The 16,459-nt window shown below is 52.0% G+C and carries 13 protein-coding genes and 4 tRNA genes; 3 read left to right on the forward strand and 14 right to left on the reverse strand.

The features are described 5' to 3' along the window. The first annotated feature begins 1 nt into the window (after nt 1). The 3 genes from hemY to aslA all read left to right on the forward strand — a co-directional run bounded on the left by hemY (nt 2) and on the right by aslA (nt 4,127). Nucleotides 2-1,198, forward strand: coding sequence for a protoheme IX biogenesis protein HemY (gene hemY, locus AACS80_RS20820; protein ID WP_130261205.1), 1,197 nt, complete (start codon nt 2-4; stop codon nt 1,196-1,198). A gap of 49 nt (nt 1,199-1,247) precedes the next feature. Next, nucleotides 1,248-1,838: a hypothetical protein gene (locus tag AACS80_RS20825; RefSeq protein WP_130261204.1), complete on the forward strand. Its 591-nt coding sequence runs from the start codon at nt 1,248-1,250 to the stop codon at nt 1,836-1,838. A 633-nt stretch (nt 1,839-2,471) separates the two neighbouring features. After that, on the forward strand, nt 2,472-4,127 hold the full coding sequence (gene aslA / locus AACS80_RS20830; protein ID WP_135410613.1) for an arylsulfatase AslA: 1,656 nt from the start codon (nt 2,472-2,474) through the stop codon (nt 4,125-4,127). A 167-nt stretch (nt 4,128-4,294) separates the two neighbouring features. Here the strand turns inward: aslA and AACS80_RS20835 are convergent, their stop codons facing one another. The 14 genes from AACS80_RS20835 to wecB all read right to left on the reverse strand — a co-directional run bounded on the left by AACS80_RS20835 (nt 4,295) and on the right by wecB (nt 16,451). Continuing rightward, nucleotides 4,295-5,530 (reverse strand): anaerobic sulfatase maturase, encoded by a 1,236-nt coding sequence (locus AACS80_RS20835; protein WP_135410612.1) that lies wholly within the window; start codon nt 5,528-5,530, stop codon nt 4,295-4,297. Nucleotides 5,531-5,676: 146 nt separating this feature from the next. Further along, a tRNA-Pro gene (locus AACS80_RS20840) sits at nt 5,677-5,753 on the reverse strand. A gap of 42 nt (nt 5,754-5,795) precedes the next feature. Further along, nucleotides 5,796-5,882, reverse strand: a tRNA-Leu gene (locus tag AACS80_RS20845). A 20-nt stretch (nt 5,883-5,902) separates the two neighbouring features. Next, nucleotides 5,903-5,978 (reverse strand) — tRNA-His (locus AACS80_RS20850). A 58-nt stretch (nt 5,979-6,036) separates the two neighbouring features. Next, nucleotides 6,037-6,113, reverse strand: a tRNA-Arg gene (locus AACS80_RS20855). A gap of 102 nt (nt 6,114-6,215) precedes the next feature. After that, a complete protein-coding gene (gene thrP / locus AACS80_RS20860; RefSeq protein ID WP_130209408.1) occupies nt 6,216-7,601 on the reverse strand; it encodes a bifunctional threonine/serine APC transporter ThrP in 1,386 nt (461 codons plus the stop codon). Nucleotides 7,602-7,791: 190 nt separating this feature from the next. Further along, nucleotides 7,792-8,532 (reverse strand): lipopolysaccharide N-acetylmannosaminouronosyltransferase, encoded by a 741-nt coding sequence (gene wecG, locus AACS80_RS20865; protein WP_135410611.1) that lies wholly within the window; start codon nt 8,530-8,532, stop codon nt 7,792-7,794. A 2-nt stretch (nt 8,533-8,534) separates the two neighbouring features. Then, nucleotides 8,535-9,887 (reverse strand): ECA oligosaccharide polymerase, encoded by a 1,353-nt coding sequence (wzyE, locus tag AACS80_RS20870; protein WP_138183981.1) that lies wholly within the window; start codon nt 9,885-9,887, stop codon nt 8,535-8,537. Beyond that, on the reverse strand, nt 9,884-10,963 hold the full coding sequence (gene rffT, locus AACS80_RS20875; protein ID WP_135410610.1) for a TDP-N-acetylfucosamine:lipid II N-acetylfucosaminyltransferase: 1,080 nt from the start codon (nt 10,961-10,963) through the stop codon (nt 9,884-9,886). The genes wzyE and rffT overlap by 4 nt, the downstream gene beginning before the upstream one ends. Continuing rightward, complete coding sequence (wzxE, locus tag AACS80_RS20880) at nt 10,960-12,210, reverse strand: lipid III flippase WzxE (protein ID WP_135410609.1); 1,251 nt, start codon at nt 12,208-12,210, stop codon at nt 10,960-10,962. Before wzxE ends, rffT begins: the two co-directional genes overlap by 4 nt. 1 nt (nt 12,211) lies before the next feature. Continuing rightward, on the reverse strand, nt 12,212-13,342 hold the full coding sequence (gene rffA / locus AACS80_RS20885) for a dTDP-4-amino-4,6-dideoxygalactose transaminase (RefSeq protein WP_130209398.1): 1,131 nt from the start codon (nt 13,340-13,342) through the stop codon (nt 12,212-12,214). A 4-nt stretch (nt 13,343-13,346) separates the two neighbouring features. Continuing rightward, on the reverse strand, nt 13,347-14,021 hold the full coding sequence (gene rffC / locus AACS80_RS20890) for a dTDP-4-amino-4,6-dideoxy-D-galactose acyltransferase (RefSeq protein ID WP_130261198.1): 675 nt from the start codon (nt 14,019-14,021) through the stop codon (nt 13,347-13,349). 40 nt (nt 14,022-14,061) lie between these two features. Continuing rightward, nucleotides 14,062-15,324, reverse strand: a complete 1,263-nt coding sequence (gene wecC / locus AACS80_RS20895) for a UDP-N-acetyl-D-mannosamine dehydrogenase (RefSeq protein ID WP_135410608.1) — start codon at nt 15,322-15,324, stop codon at nt 14,062-14,064. Then, nucleotides 15,321-16,451, reverse strand: a complete 1,131-nt coding sequence (gene wecB, locus AACS80_RS20900; protein ID WP_064530529.1) for a non-hydrolyzing UDP-N-acetylglucosamine 2-epimerase — start codon at nt 16,449-16,451, stop codon at nt 15,321-15,323. Before wecB ends, wecC begins: the two co-directional genes overlap by 4 nt. Nucleotides 16,452-16,459: the final 8 nt, after the last annotated feature.

The raw sequence follows: 16,459 nt of genomic DNA on the forward strand, positions 1-16,459 counted from the left end.
CATGCTAAAAGTGTTATTGCTCTTTGTGTTGCTGATTGCGGGGATCGTGGTCGGCCCGATGATTGCCGGTCATCAGGGTTACGTACTGATCCAGACCGACAACTACAATATCGAAACCAGCGTGACTGGCCTGGCGATCATTTTGATTCTGGCGATGGTCGTGCTGTTTGCCATTGAGTGGCTACTGCGGCGGATCTTCCGCACCGGCGCGCACACCCGGGGTTGGTTTGTCGGACGTAAGCGTCGCCGCGCACGTAAGCAGACTGAACAAGCGCTGCTAAAACTAGCGGAAGGCGATTATCAGCAAGTTGAAAAGCTGATGTCAAAAAATGCCGATCACGCTGAACAGCCGGTGGTGAACTACCTGCTGGCTGCCGAAGCCGCACAGCAACGCGGGGATGAAGCGCGCGCCAATCAGCATCTGGAACGTGCAGCAGAACTGGCGGGTAACGACACCATTCCGGTGGAAATTGCCCGCGTTCGCCTGCAACTGGCGCGTAATGAAAATCATGCGGCACGCCACGGCGTGGATAAGTTACTCGAAGTCACACCACGCCATCCGGAAGTGCTGCGTCTGGCAGAACAAGCGTATATCCGTACCGGCGCGTGGAGTTCACTGCTGGACATAATCCCGTCAATGGCGAAAGCCCACGTTGGTGATGAAGAACATCGCGCAATGCTGGAACAACAGGCATGGATTGGTCTGATGAATCAGGCACGGGCCGATGACGGCAGCGAAGGTTTACGTAACTGGTGGAAAAACCAAAGCCGGAAAACGCGTCATCAGGTGGCTTTGCAGGTGGCAATGGCGGAACATCTTATTGAATGTGACGATCATGATACTGCCCAGCAAATTATCATCGACGGCCTGAAACGCCAGTATGATGATCGCCTACTGCTGCCGATCCCACGTTTGAAAACTAATAACCCAGAACAGCTGGAAAAAGTACTGCGCCAACAGATCAAAAACGTGGGCGATCGCCCGCTGTTGTGGAGCACACTGGGTCAGTCGCTGATGAAACACGGTGAATGGCAGGAAGCATCGCTCGCCTTCCGCGCGGCGCTGAAACAACGCCCGGACGCCTACGATTACGCATGGCTTGCCGACGCGCTGGACAGACTGCACAAACCAGAAGAAGCCGCATCGATGCGCCGCGACGGCTTGATGTTGACGTTGCAGAACAACCCGCCGCAGTAATTTATATCGCCTCGTTCAGAGGCGATATTTTTTTACAAGGATGTCAAAAATGCGCATGCCTTCCCGCTACCTTTTCCGCTTGCCATCACCTGAAAGTAATCCTGTTCGGGTAAGGTTGTTACTCTGCTTTTTGATATGTGCTGCTCTGGCTGGCGTAGGCTGGCTGACTATTTCCTTCGTGCGTACGGGCAACACCTTCATCTTCTGGTTATCACTTTTTATTGTGTCTCTGATAGCCGCCGCGAAGCAGGATAAAATCAAGCTCCTCGAGAAACGCCGAATCATGGCCGATAAACGTCAGGGGCTTTCCATTTGTCAGTTTGCACGCCAGTTTAACCCTCGTACCGTAGATACATGGATCATTCGGGCTGTGTGGAATACCTTGCAAGAAAACGGCTATATCGGCTACCCACTGCCACTTAAAGCCGACGATAAACTGGACGAAGATCTGGATTTGGTAAACGATGCCGTTGAGTTAGAAGAGCTGGTCGAAGATATCGCCGCTCGCTGCGGACGCGATTTAACCGGAATAGAGAATAATCAGTTTCTTCCCATCGTCACGGTAGGCTCTCTTGTAAGGGTGCTAAATGCACAACCAATGACGCAAGAGAGACGTAGCCTGTTGTTTATTCAGCCATAAAAAAACGCCTGCTCTTATTACGGAGCAGGCGTTAAAACAGGTCTGTATGACAACAAGTGGGTGCTTCACTCAACGTTGTGTCCATGGTGTCTGATGAGGCATAAGCGACATCTGTCAGTGGACGATAAGCACCGTAAACGGCTCTGCGTCATTCCTAAGTTTATGAGGCACTAAGGCGAACATAAGAGATGAAATGAGCATCTACCCAATTATTATGCCATACAGGCCCGGGAAATAACATCCTTTAATACTTGTTATGAGAAAATTCTGCAATCCAGGTTTCTTTCATTCGCAATAATTACCTGAACAAATATTATCCAGCACCTTACTCTCTTTAATTATAAATACTGTGAATTGTTAAAAATATTCAATAACAAATATATATATTAATTACACTCCTAATCAAAAACAGCATCAATAATCAACACTATGCAATAAACCTGCCTTACATATCCCCCGCACCAGGGGTAGGATTGAAAACGCTCTCCTGATCTTTCGATTCATTCTCATGGCAAATAAATAATATATTTTCATCATAATTATTTATATACCCATTTTATCAGGGAGAGGGATCTCAATTATCAATGCTTAATTACGTCATCCATTTAATGACATGAAACCGGAGCATTTTGCATGGAAATTTCGTTTTCACCCAAACTACTGGTGATCGCAATCGCCGCCGCTATTCCTTTGCTGGCCAGTGCTGCAGATACCCCGTCAACCGCTACCACGCGCGAAGGCTATGCCGGGTATGATCACCCTAACCAGTACCTGGTTAAACCGGCGACCACCATTGCCGATAATATGATGCCTGTGATGCAGCATCCGGCACAGGATAAAGAAACCCAGCAGAAGCTGGCGGAATTAGAGAAAAAGACCGGTAAGAAACCGAACGTGGTTGTTTTCTTACTGGATGACGTGGGCTGGATGGATGTCGGCTTTAATGGCGGTGGCGTGGCGGTAGGTAACCCAACGCCAGATATTGACGCCGTTGCCAGCCAGGGATTGATTTTAACCTCTGCATATTCTCAACCAAGTTCTTCCCCTACCCGCGCCACCATTCTCACCGGACAATACTCCATCCACCACGGCATTCTGATGCCGCCGATGTACGGGCAACCGGGCGGTCTGCAAGGGTTAACCACCCTGCCGCAATTGCTGCACGACCAGGGTTACGTCACCCAGGCTATCGGGAAATGGCATATGGGGGAAAACAAAGAGTCGCAGCCGCAGAACGTCGGATTTGATGATTTCCGTGGCTTCAACTCCGTGTCCGATATGTATACCGAATGGCGCGATGTTCACGTCAACCCGGAAGTCGCCCTGAGTCCGGACCGTTCTGAATACATCAAGCAATTACCATTTAGCAAAGATGATGTTCATGCTGTACGCGGCGGCGAACAGGAGGCCATTGCTGACATCACGCCGAAATATATGGAAGACCTGGATCAACGCTGGATGGAATATGGCGTTAAGTTCCTCGACAAGATGGCGAAGAGTGATAAACCTTTCTTCCTCTATTACGGCACTCGCGGCTGTCACTTCGATAACTACCCGAACGCCAAATATGCGGGTAGCTCTCCGGCACGCACCTCGTATGGTGACTGCATGGTAGAGATGAACGATGTGTTCGCTAATCTCTACAAAACGCTGGAGAAAAACGGTCAGCTGGATAACACGCTTATTGTCTTCACCTCCGATAACGGTCCGGAAGCCGAAGTGCCTCCGCACGGTCGCACACCGTTCCGTGGAGCGAAAGGATCTACCTGGGAAGGCGGCGTTCGCGTTCCGACTTTCGTGTACTGGAAAGGCATGATCCAACCGCGTAAATCTGACGGTATTGTTGATCTGGCAGATCTCTTCCCAACAGCACTGGATCTGGCGGGGCATCCTGGGGCGAAAGTGGCGAATTTAGTGCCGAAAACCACCTTTATCGATGGTGTAGACCAGACATCTTTCTTCCTGGGAACAAACGGCCAGTCTAACCGTAAGGCCGAGCACTACTTCCTCAACGGCAAACTCTCTGCTGTGCGTATGGATGAGTTCAAGTATCACGTCCTGATTCAGCAGCCTTACGCTTATACCCAGAGCGGGTATCAGGGTGGGTTCACCGGCACGGTAATGCAAACAGCCGGATCGTCGGTGTTTAACCTCTACACCGATCCACAGGAAAGCGATTCTATCGGCGTGCGCCATATCCCGATGGGAGTACCACTGCAAACCGAAATGCACGCGTATATGGAGATCCTGAAGAAATATCCTCCACGCGCACAGATTAAATCTGACTAATCCGGCGCTATCGCAGTGATCTGCCTTTGCTGGATGCGATGCTGACGCATCTTATCCAGCCTACAGAACTCTGCAATTTATTGAATTTGCACGATCATGTAGGCCGGATAAGGCGTTTACGCCGCATCCGGCAATCAACCGCAGGCGGCCACAAAATGGCCGCTTTTTTACTTATTCACCACCATCAAATGCGCCTGCATAATGTCGCTGGCCGGGCGACCGTGCGCCAACAAATCAGCCATTGCTTTAAGATACGGCGGTAGATGGCGGAAATAACGCTGATACCCGGCACATAAATAATTCAGCCCTGGCTTGCCGCTGGCATCGAGCATAAAGCGGTGTTTCGGGCAGCCTCCCCAGCACGCTTTTAACACGTTACAACTGCGACACTGCGCCGGTAACTGCTTAAATTTATCTTCACCAAAAGTCTGCTGCTGCGGAGAATCTACCATTTCTGCGATGGTCTGCTGAAGCATATTCCCCAGTCGATATTGCGGATAAACATAGTGATCGCAGGCGTAAACGTCGCCGTTGTGCTCAACAATCATCGAGCGCCCACAGGTTGGCTGATGATGGCAAACCGCACCAGGCGCACCAACAAAATTGGCAAACGCCCATTCGATATTCATCACGAAAATCTTGCCGACGTCGCGTTTGATCCAGTGGTCGAATATCGCCACCAGAAACTCACCAAACTCATCGGGGCGCACCGACCATTCCGTCAGTTCGCCCTGAATATCGCCGGGCGCATGTAGTTTCAGTCCATCGCGGGCAGCTGTTTCATCAGCCAGACGCTCCACTACCGGAATAAACTGGATGAACTCCACGCCCGCATCACGCAGAAAATCATAGACCTGCAAAGGTTGTAACGCGCTGGTGCGGTTAACGCAGACCAGCACGTTATAGTCGACATGATGCTTTTGCAGCAGCGTCAGGACACGCATCACCAGCTTATGCGTTGGTCTGCCGCTTTTGGTCACGCGATATTGATTGTGGATCTCAGCCGGACCATCCAGCGACAGGCCAACAAGGAAATGATGCTCTGCGAGAAACGCGCACCATTCATCATCTAGCAGCACGCCGTTAGTCTGGAAGCTGTTACTTATCTTCCTGCCAGCACCATATTTCGCCTGTAGCGCCACGGCTCGGCGGTAAAACTCCAGCCCCATCAGCGTTGGCTCACCGCCCTGCCAGGTAAAAGCGACTTCGTTTTGTGGTTCGCTGGCGGCGATATAGTGACGGACATACGCTTCCAGCGTGTCTTCGTCCATATGAGTGACTGGCTTTTCACGGTAAAGGGATTGTTTTTCGAGATAAAAACAGTAGTCACAGTTCAGATTACAATCGGAACCGCTCGGTTTCGCCATCACGTGAAACGCACGCGTTGGAACCTGTTGCAGCATGGTTGCTCCTTGCCTGAAGTCATCCTTCAATAAGTTAAGGGCGAAATCATACCGTGTGGCAATGAGTTACTACGGGCGTTTATTGCGAAGGGAGAGTGATGAAATGCACAGAAAACAAAAAACCCCGCCGAAGCGGGGTTCAAAATTGGTCGGCGAGAGAGGATTCGAACCTCCGACCCACTGGTCCCAAACCAGTTGCGCTACCAAGCTGCGCTACTCGCCGAAATACTGCTTTTTGAATTTTTAGTTCAATTCTTTAAAGTCGTGGTGCGAGGGGGGGGACTTGAACCCCCACGTCCGTAAGAACACTAACACCTGAAGCTAGCGCGTCTACCAATTCCGCCACCTTCGCATTGTCACAACTTCTAATAATGGGGTGGCTAATGGGATTCGAACCCACGACAACTGGAATCACAATCCAGGGCTCTACCAACTGAGCTATAGCCACCACTACAAATCTTGTTACGCGGTATTACTACCACCGCAGCTCAAGCGCCGGGACTAAATGGCGCGCCCGACAGGATTCGAACCTGAGACCTCTGCCTCCGGAGGGCAGCGCTCTATCCAGCTGAGCTACGGGCGCTTAGCGCCGTTGCGGGGGTGGATAATACGGACTTCCCACCCCTCTGTCTAGTCCCTTTTTAAATAAAATGCGCGTTTGGTTACGGTTTGCGCGCTTTGCTGCTTATTTCTCCAGTTTATGCGCTTTACCGTGGCGATTAAGGCCAAAAACTTTATAAATCGCCGTCACCGCCAGCATGAAGATGATGCCGACAAACAGCGACATACGGGTATCTTCATTAAAGTACATACCGATCAAAACGCAAATCAGGAATGCCATTGTTACGTAGTTGGCCCACGGGAACAGGATTGAGCGGAACGGATGGCTGGCAATCGCCGCTTTGTGTGCACGACGAAAACGCAGCTGGCTTATCAAAATCACAAACCACGGCACCATGCCCGGAAGCACGCTGGCACTGTAGACGTAGACAAACACGCGCTGTGGGTTAGGGATGATGTAGTTCAGGCATGAGCCAATTAGCAGGATGACAATGGATACCGCCACTCCTGCAACCGGCACACCGTGACGGGAAACTTTCGCCATCGCCGCCGGTAACTGACGGTTTTTCGCCAGCGCGTAGAGCATACGTCCGCAACTGTACATGCCACTGTTACAGCCAGAGAGCGCAGCCGTCAGCACCACAAAGTTGATAATGCCCGCCGCTGCGGTAATGCCGATTTTGGCGAAAGTCAGTACAAACGGGCTGCCGTTGCTGCCTATTTCATTCCATGGGAAGATGGTGACGATAACGAAAATCGCGCCTACGTAGAAAATCAGGATTCGCCACAACACCTTGCCTACGGCACTGCGCAGCGTCACCTGCGGATTCTTCGCTTCACCGGCAGTAATGCCAATCAGCTCCACGCCCTGGTAGGACGCCACCACAATACACAATGCGGTCAGGAAACCTTTCCAGCCACCCGCAAAAAAACCGCCATGCTCTGTGAGATTGCTAAAACCAATCGACTGCCCGCCATTGCCAAAGCCAAAGAAAATCACGCCCAGACCAATGACAATCATCACGATAATCGTGGTGACTTTGATCATCGCGAACCAGAACTCGATTTCACCGTACAACCGCACCGCTGCCAGATTCGCCAGTGCCACCAGCGCCACTGCGATCAATGCGGGTATCCACTGCGCCATCTCCGGGAACCAGAACTGGACATAAACGCCAATGGCGGTGATTTCTGAGATCCCCACAGCCATCCACATAAACCAGTAAGACCAGGCAGTGAGATAGCCAAAGAACGGGCTCATGTAACGATGCGCATAAACGGCGAACGAACCGGTAACCGGTTCGAGGAACAACATTTCGCCCATTGAACGCATGATGAAAAAGACGAACAGCCCGGCGATGATATAGGCCAACAATACAGATGGCCCGGCCCATTTCAGGGTGCTAGCGGCCCCCATAAACAGACCAACGCCAATGGTGCCCCCCAGGGCGATGAGTTCGATATGTCGAGCTTCCAGCCCACGCTGTAGCTCTGGTTTGTTATCTGCCATAAATCCTCGTGTTGTGTTTGCATGCTTTCCGGTGTTACCGGTTATCGTTATGGGTACATCGAGTGTTGCGAATGTTTTCGTAATTCAGAAGAAATGGCAAATAAAGCATTAAAAATTTGAATGCTTTGTGTAATAAAAAGACAGGCAGGCGACGAAGTGACCACTCCGTCGCTTTACAGAGAGAGGAAAATCAGAGATCGCCGGTGTAATGCCAGCGTAAATAACGCAGCAAACGAAGCTGGCGCTTAATGCGACTCGGCTGCGAAAGCAGTCTATAAAGCCACTCCAGTCCCAGTTTTTGCCAGATTTTCGGCGCGCGTTTTACGTGACCGGTAAAGACATCGTACGTTCCACCAACGCCCATATACAGCGCATTAGGGTGCACCAGGCGGCAGTCGCGCATGAAGATCTCCTGCTTTGGTGACCCCATTGCGACAGTGACAATTTGCGCACCACTGGCGTGAATACGCTCAAACAGCGCCTGACGCTGCTCGGGTTTAAAATAACCATCCTGGCTGCCAACGATATTCACATTCCACTGGTCGCGCAGTTTAGCTTCGGTCTGCGCCAGCACATCAGGTTTACCGCCCACAAGAAATACCGGCGTCCCTTCCTTGCCTGCGCGCGCCATTACTTCTTCCCAGAGATCGGCACCGGCAACGCGGGAAACCTGTGCCTGCGGGTACTTTTTACGCACCGACCGCACAACGCTAATGCCATCGGCATATTTAAATTCGGCAGCGTTAATTAACTCCCTGACCTCGGCATTATCTTCAATGGTCAGCATTTTTTCGGCATTAATGGCAACCAGCGTTCCCTGCTTAAGCTGCCCGTCAGCGAACAGATAATCGAGGGCATGCTGCAAATCACGCCAACCGATCAACTGTAAGCCACGCAGCGTATAGGTCGGTGCCGTGGTGGTGTTATTCATTGTTATCCTTCAACCTGCGTCCGGAGCGATGATTTTATTCGTTTATGAACGAGTCCGGCGTTATCAAAAAGCCAGTACAGCAGTTTTGCAATCATCAGGCTTGCGCCGAAGACCACGATAAAAAAGACGACACGCGAGACAAACGAATCCAACCCTTCGCGCGCCAGCACGATCATATTGAAGATCGCCCCGAAGCAGAAACTGTGGAGAATCGCAGCCTTATAGCGATTAGTTTCGCGGTTGCCCAGCTCATACAGCCAGTCGAACCATTTGATGATCAGACCAACCACAATCGCCCCGAGAGGGATGAACAACGCGCCGCCCATAACAACCAGTGAGCCTATAAGCGTAGGCGAGATCGCCAGCCCGGAGTGGTTATTCAGCACTTCCCAGGTAAAGTAGTTGGCGGAGTTCAGCACCATACTCGGGCGACCCGGCCACAGCCAGGAAGGGATAAAGACATAGAAATCGCGAATAATTGGAGCCAGGCCCTGGAAGTCGATGTTGTCGTAGTTCTGCAACAGCAGCGCCAGATTCTCCCACGGCGAGAAGGTATCGCGGGTGAGATAGAGAAACGTATAGAACGCCTCATCGCCGCTCACGTTCATTCCGTAGCGTTTTAGCGCCAGCCAGAACATACCGACAATCCCCAGCACGCCCGCAGCCGCCAGCATCCACAGTGAAATCCAGCCGCGAATAATGCCGATAAACAGGAAGATAGCGAACGCGATAATGATATTGGCGCGAGTGCCGCCGACAATCATGTAAGTCAGCAAACCGAAGGCAACCGTGCTGACGAGGAAAAACAACCATGCTTTACTGTCCTGGCGCAGAAAGTAGACCACTAACATTGCCGGGATGAAAAAGTAAAAGAAACGCTTTAACGCCACGCCAGAGACTTCGCTGGAGAAGATCTGGCTGTAAGAGTTAAGCCGGAACAGCAAAAAACCGTTATGCATGAAAAAGATGCCAACGCTCACCAGCGCGATACCCATCAGAATCACCCACGTGAGATTGGTTTCCACGCGGTTCATGGTAAAGACTGGACGGCGCGGTGCATCGGCAACGCGTTTGCGTAAACGTGTTTTGTAAGTGACGTAGTAAACTGCGTAAAATCCCCCCGCAGAAAGTAACGCCTGCAACAAGATCTCTGGTGGCACCACGGCAACATCAAAGCGAAACACCAACAAGCTGGTCAGCGGGAAGCCGAAGAAAAAGGTCAGCAAAAACAGCAATGAAAAGAAGACATTGAAGTTAAAGCGCACGCGGCGAAACTCAAACCATGTCAGCGTGGCGATAAACAGCGTGCAGAGCAGCCAGACAACAAACAGGCCGCTGAATTGCAGCAGGCTCATGCGACCTCCCCGGAGGCAATAGCCAACGCCCGCTGCCAGCCTTGCAGATAGTTCGGGCTAAAGAAGGCAATGGTGTTTTTATCCACCGACGCCAGCTGGCGCTGCGCTTCATGCACAATATCTTCGTTGAGATCGTCAGTGGTAAACAGCACCGGCAAATGCTGTTCTGTCATATCCTGCCAGAACGGATTTTCCCGGTTAAGCACACAAGGAATGCCCGCCTGAATCAGTAAGCACAGCGTACCAATGCCCTGCTGGCGGGCAAAAATAAAGTAGCCGAGATCGCACTGGCGAAGTAGCGCCAGATAGGCGTCAAATTCCAGTTTTTCGCTCAGAACTTGCAGATTTTCTTCGCTGAATAACTCGAGCCCCGCCTGACGAACTTCGTCGATATACGCTTCGTTATTAGATGGATATCCCATCGGCACCACGACTTTTACCGTATCGCCAAACTGCTGATGAACAGCGCGCAAGGCGGCGATATGCTCATTGCTGCGATCGCCGGAGTTCCCTACCAAAATGGTCATTTTCCCTTCACGTTGCCGATCGTTCGCCATTGTATTGAGAGAAGGGTCCATCCGGGTTGGGAAGTAAATCAGTTCGCCCCGCACCTTTGGATGCGTTTTGGCAAAAAAGCTCAAGTCTCCCCGAGTGGCAAACACACAGCCCACTCGCTTTTGTGCCAGTCGGCGCAGAGGATAAAAGAGTTTATATTTCAATCCACTGGAAACTTCATAGAGATCTGCCCCCCAGATATGCCAGTAAAACTGGCTGGGCTTGATTCCGCCACTAAGCAGCGCCAGCCACAGCTTGGGATTGAACTGGCCGTGGAAGAAAAACCGTTGCTGGCGGTTAGCTTTCGCTTTAGCGATAACGGCTTCTGCCAGTGATTTTTTCCCAGGGAAAAATTGCACAGAAAGCGCCGGACAACTATCACTTAAGCCGTCGTCCTTGCCAGCAACCATAAACTCGCGCGCGTGCTCGCTCGTCGCGGCCAGCGCGTCATTGAAAAACCGCAGAACGGTTTGGTTATGGTGAGGGATATCCGATCCCAGTACGTGAATCAGTACAGTCATGCCCGCCTACGCCAGAGTAAAAACACGCCACAACAAAGAGAGAAATAGACGATATAGGTTGCCATGTAGGCCTGCGCCGCGCCCAGGGCGCCATGCACGGGGATCAACCAGTTGGCAAATACCATCAATAAAGTGAACTGGCTGACTTCCGCCAGAATATAAAAACGCAGCGACGCTTTGGCGATCACTAAATAACCAAAGACATAAGCGCCCACTTTCAACACATCGCCGACCAACTGCCAGGCAAAGAGATCCCGCATGGCGGTAAATTTATTCGACAACAGTAGCCAGATGGCAAAATCACGCAGTAGCCAGACGGTGAAACTCGCTGCTGCCACGGCCGGTAAAACAAATTTCAGCGACTTCACCACTTCCCGAGTGATATCGCGTTTTTCCGTTAGCCGCGACAACGTGGGCAGTAAATATACACTGAACGATGCGGTAATAAATTGCAGGTAGGCGTCGGAAATACTGCTCACCCCTTGCCAGATCCCCACTTCATCCCAGCTATACTGCGCCGCCAGCAGTTTACGCATCATGATGTACGCAACGGGCAAGGTCACCGACGTAATCAACGCCATGAGTGTAAATTTGCTCAACTGCCCTGCCAGACCGTTATCCCAGCTGGGTTTTAGATAGCTTAACGGGATAGCGCCACGCTTAATTAACATGACGGCGGCAGGCATTACCACCAGCGCGGGAATCAGCGCCAGACCAAACAACGCGCCTTCATAACCGCCAAAACGGTAACTGACATAATAAGCGATAACGCCAATCAGGCTGCCGACAATCAGCGATAACGCATTACCCGCGGCATCGCGAAAGCCTTTCATCAACGCCAGCAACAGGTTGCCCCAGGCGATCCCCATTTGCACTAGCGCCACTAAACGCACCAGCCCTTGATAGTCGTTATTACCAAACAATCCCTGGCTGATTGGCGCAGCTGCCAGCACAAAGACCAGCGCCATCAGCGTGGAGAAGCCAAGCACCATCGCAGATGAAGTGCCGACCACACGGCGCAGCTGCTGCGGATTATCGTGGTACTGGGCAACGTATTTGGTTACGCCATTAAAGATGCCCGCCCCGGCAAGCACACCGAGCACGGTTATCAACTGGCGGAAATTTGCCGCCAACCCTAGTCCTGCCGGACCAAATGACACCGCCAATAATTTACCAACCAGTAACCCAGCGCCAATCTTGACCAGCGTACTGGCCGCCGTCCACAAGGATGCTTTTGCCAGCGACATATCAGGAGAAGTAGTTCAACAAGGTCGCAATCACCGTGCGCTGATTGACGGGCGACAAGTTGTAGAACAACGGCAGGCGCAGCAGGCGCTCGCTCTCTTTGGTGGTGTAGCGATCTTCACCGTGAAACTCACCAAAGCGTTCACCCGCAGGGCAACCGTGCAGCGGAATGTAATGGAACACCGCCATGATTTCCGCTTCCTTCAGGAAGCTAATCAACGCGCTCCGGTCATCAATATCCCGCAGCTTGATGTAGAACATATGCGCGTTCTGCACGCAGTCATCCGGAATCGACGGCAGCTCGATACGCCCGGCTTTCGCCAGAGGTGCTAACGCATCGTAGTAGTTTTGCCACAGCGCCAGACGTTGCTGGTTGATGCGTTCGGCTGCTTCCAGTTGCGCCCACAGATACGCAGCTTGCAGATCGGACATCAAATAGCTGGAGCCGATATCGCGCCAGGTATATTTATCAACCTGACCACGGAAGAACTGGCTGCGGTTAGTCCCTTTTTCGCGAATGATCTCGGCACGTTCAATCAACGCTTTATCATTAATCAGCGTCGCCCCGCCTTCACCACCTGCAGTGTAATTTTTGGTTTCATGGAAGCTAAAGCAGCCAATATGGCCAATGGTTCCCAGCGCACGACCTTTGTAAGTGGACATCACGCCCTGAGCGGCATCTTCCACCACAAACAGGTTATGCTTTTTCGCCAACGCCATAATGGTGTCCATTTCACAGGCCACGCCCGCGTAATGGACCGGAACGATAACGCGTGTTTTGTCGGTGATCGCCGCTTCAATCAGCGTTTCGTCGATGTTCATGGTGTCCGGGCGAACATCAACAAAAACAATTTTTGCTCCACGCAGCACAAAGGCGTTGGCGGTGGAGACAAAGGTATAGCTCGGCATGATCACTTCATCGCCCGGTTGGATATCCAGCAGCAGCGCCGCCATCTCCAGAGAAGCGGTGCAGGATGGCGTCAGCAGTACTTTGGCGCTGCCAAAACGTTGCTCCAGCCACTGCTGGCAGCGACGGGTAAAACCGCCATCGCCGCACAGTTTGCCGCTACCCATTGCCGACTGCATATAGTCGAGTTCGGTGCCCACCACCGGCGGTGCGTTAAATGGAATCATGTGATCACCTGTATAACCAGTACGCGGTGCTTTCTACATTCGCACCACTTTGTATGTATCGTTTAAGCGCGGCGGTGTTGCCCATCTGGGTCGCCACCCGCAATGTTGTTTTACCGCGAGCATACGCCCAGTTTAGCGCCGTTTGCATCAGTTCAGCACCTGCGCCGCGTCCTGCCAGTAAACCAATGCGCGCGTCAGTGGCATTCAACTCTCGTAGAGAAACATAGCCGCGAATCTCGCCGGACGCCGCGCGTAAAACCAGGCATTGATGATCAAAGGTGCCGCGCACGGCATTTTCAATCCACTGCGCGTAAAAGCGACCACTGGCATCGGGTGCATACCACGGCATACGAAAACGGCTTTGGGCGAATGCTTCGCGGGCTAACTGGCGTAGTACTGGAATATCTGCTTCTTGAGCCACTTCCGCACGGCTTTCACTGACGTTGATCACGGAGAGCGCAAAATCCACTTCCCCTTCGACCAGCGAGAATCCCAGCTGTTGCAGGACATCTAGTTCTTCGGTATTGGATGCGGCAATTTTGGCCTGTACTCGTGACCACGGCGCCAAAACGCCTGGCGTCAGGAGCGGTGCGTCAGGACTAATGCGCACGATGGCGCTGTTAACGCCAAAAAAGGCGTTTTCCCAGGTTAGTGGTTCAATACTGGCGCGGACGGGCATTCTCTATCTCCCTCAACACAGTCGTTTACTGTAATCAGTATCAGCGCCAGACTCCTTTGGTATCCACCACATACTGCTGCTGAACATCATCGCCGCTAATGGCTTTAAACTGGCTGTGATCTACCAACATCACCAGCACATCTGCCGTCGCCAGCGCCTCGTCAAGCTGCGCCAGCGTGCAAAGCCCGGTCAGTTTTTTCGGCAACTGGTGAATATTAGGTTCAACAACCAGCGTTTCGCCGCTGTGCCACTGGGCGATCAGTTCAGCGATTTCCATCGCCGGGCTTTCGCGCAGGTCATCAATATTCGGTTTAAACGCCAGACCAAAACAGGCAATTTTCAGTTCACCGGCGCGTTTATCAGTGGCAGCCAAACAATCAGCGACCGCCGCTTTCACCTGATCAATCACCCAGAAAGGTTTGTGATCGTTCACTTCACGCGCGGTACGGATAAGCCGCGCCTGCTGCGGGGTCTGCGCCACGATAAACCACGGGTCGACGGCAATGCAGTGACCGCCCACACCCGGACCAGGCTGGAGAATATTGACTCGTGGATGGCGATTCGCCAAACGAATCAGTTCCCAGACGTTAATTCCTTGCTCGGCACAAATCAGCGACAGTTCGTTTGCAAAAGCAATATTCACGTCGCGGAAGCTGTTTTCTGTGAGCTTACACATTTCCGCCGTCCGCGAGTTAGTGACGACACACTCACCTTCGAGGAAAATTTTGTACAGTTCGCTGGCGCGCGCCGAGCAAACTGGCGTCATGCCGCCAATGACGCGATCGTTTTTTATCAGCTCGACCATCACCTGGCCCGGCAACACGCGTTCCGGGCAATAAGCAATATTGACGTCCGCCTGCTCACCCACCTGCTGCGGGAAAGTCAGGTCCGCACGCATCTCTGCTAACCATTCTGCCATCTTCTCGGTTGAGCCCACCGGCGAGGTGGATTCAAGGATCACCAACGCGCCTTTTTTCAGCACTGGCGCAATGGAGCGGGCAGCCGATTCGACGTAGGCCATATCCGGCTCATGATCGCCTTTAAATGGCGTTGGGACAGCAATCAGCCAGGCATCAGCCTCAACCGGCGTCGTGCTCGCTCGTAAAAAACCACCTTCTACGGCAGTTTTTACCACGCTCGCTAAATCAGGTTCGACGATATGGATTTCGCCACGATTGATGGTATCAACCGCTTGTTGGTTGATATCAACACCAATCACCTGTTTTTGCCGTGAGGCAAACGCAGCCGCCGTTGGCAGCCCGATATAACCCAGTCCGATAACAGAAATGGTCGCAAAACTCATAGTGATATCCGATTATTTTTTAACGCTTCCAAAATGCGAGAGCATGCCTGACCATCACCATACGGGTTATGGGCTCGGCTCATAGTTTGATATTCATCTTCGTCTTCTAAAAGACGCGTCACTTCCTCGACGATCCGTTGCTTATCCGTCCCCACCAGACGTACCGTACCTGCGGTCACCGCTTCTGGGCGTTCGGTGGTATCGCGCATCACCAGCACCGGTTTACCCAGAGAAGGTGCTTCTTCCTGAATGCCGCCAGAGTCAGTCAAAATCAACCAGGCATGGTTCATCAACCAGACAAACGGTAAATACTCCTGGGGATCAATCAAAATGACATTTTTCACATGCCCCAGAATGCGATTGACCGGCTCTCTGACATTCGGGTTAAGGTGTACCGGATAAACAATCTGGATGTCCTGATGAGTGGTAGCAATTTCAGCCAGCGCATGGCAAATTTCTTCAAAACCACGACCAAAGCTCTCACGCCTATGACCGGTCACCAGAATCATCTTTTTATCGGGGTCGATAAACGGGTAATTTGCCGCCAGTTCTGAACGCAGCGTATCGCTGCTCATTACCTGGTCGCGCACCCACAGCAGCGCATCAATTACTGTATTACCGGTAATAAATATTCGGCTGTCAGCGACGTTTTCACGCAGCAAATTTTGCCGGGAAGTTTCAGTTGGTGAGAAATGGTACATCGCCAGATGCCCGGTCAATGTACGGTTAGCCTCTTCCGGCCACGGCGAATAGAGATCGCCCGTGCGCAGTCCGGCCTCAACGTGACCAACAGGAATTCGCTGATAAAACGCTGCCAGGCTGGTTGCCAGTGTGGTGGTAGTATCACCGTGAACCAGCACAACGTCTGGTTTGAACTCGGCAAGAATAGGTTTTAGTCCTTCCAGAATCCGACAGGTTATCTCTGTCAGGCCCTGTCCTGGCTGCATTATGTTGAGATCGTAGTCAGGTACAATGGAAAAGAGTTTCAGCACCTGATCGAGCATCTCCCGATGCTGCGCAGTGACGCAAACTTTAGCCTCAAAAAAAGGATCTTTTGCCAACGCATGCACCAACGGCGCCATCTTGATGGCTTCCGGGCGCGTACCAAATACAGTCAGTACTTTCACATCGATTC

The organism is Escherichia sp. E4385 (assembly GCF_963883145.1).
Classification (GTDB): Bacteria; Pseudomonadota; Gammaproteobacteria; order Enterobacterales; family Enterobacteriaceae; genus Escherichia.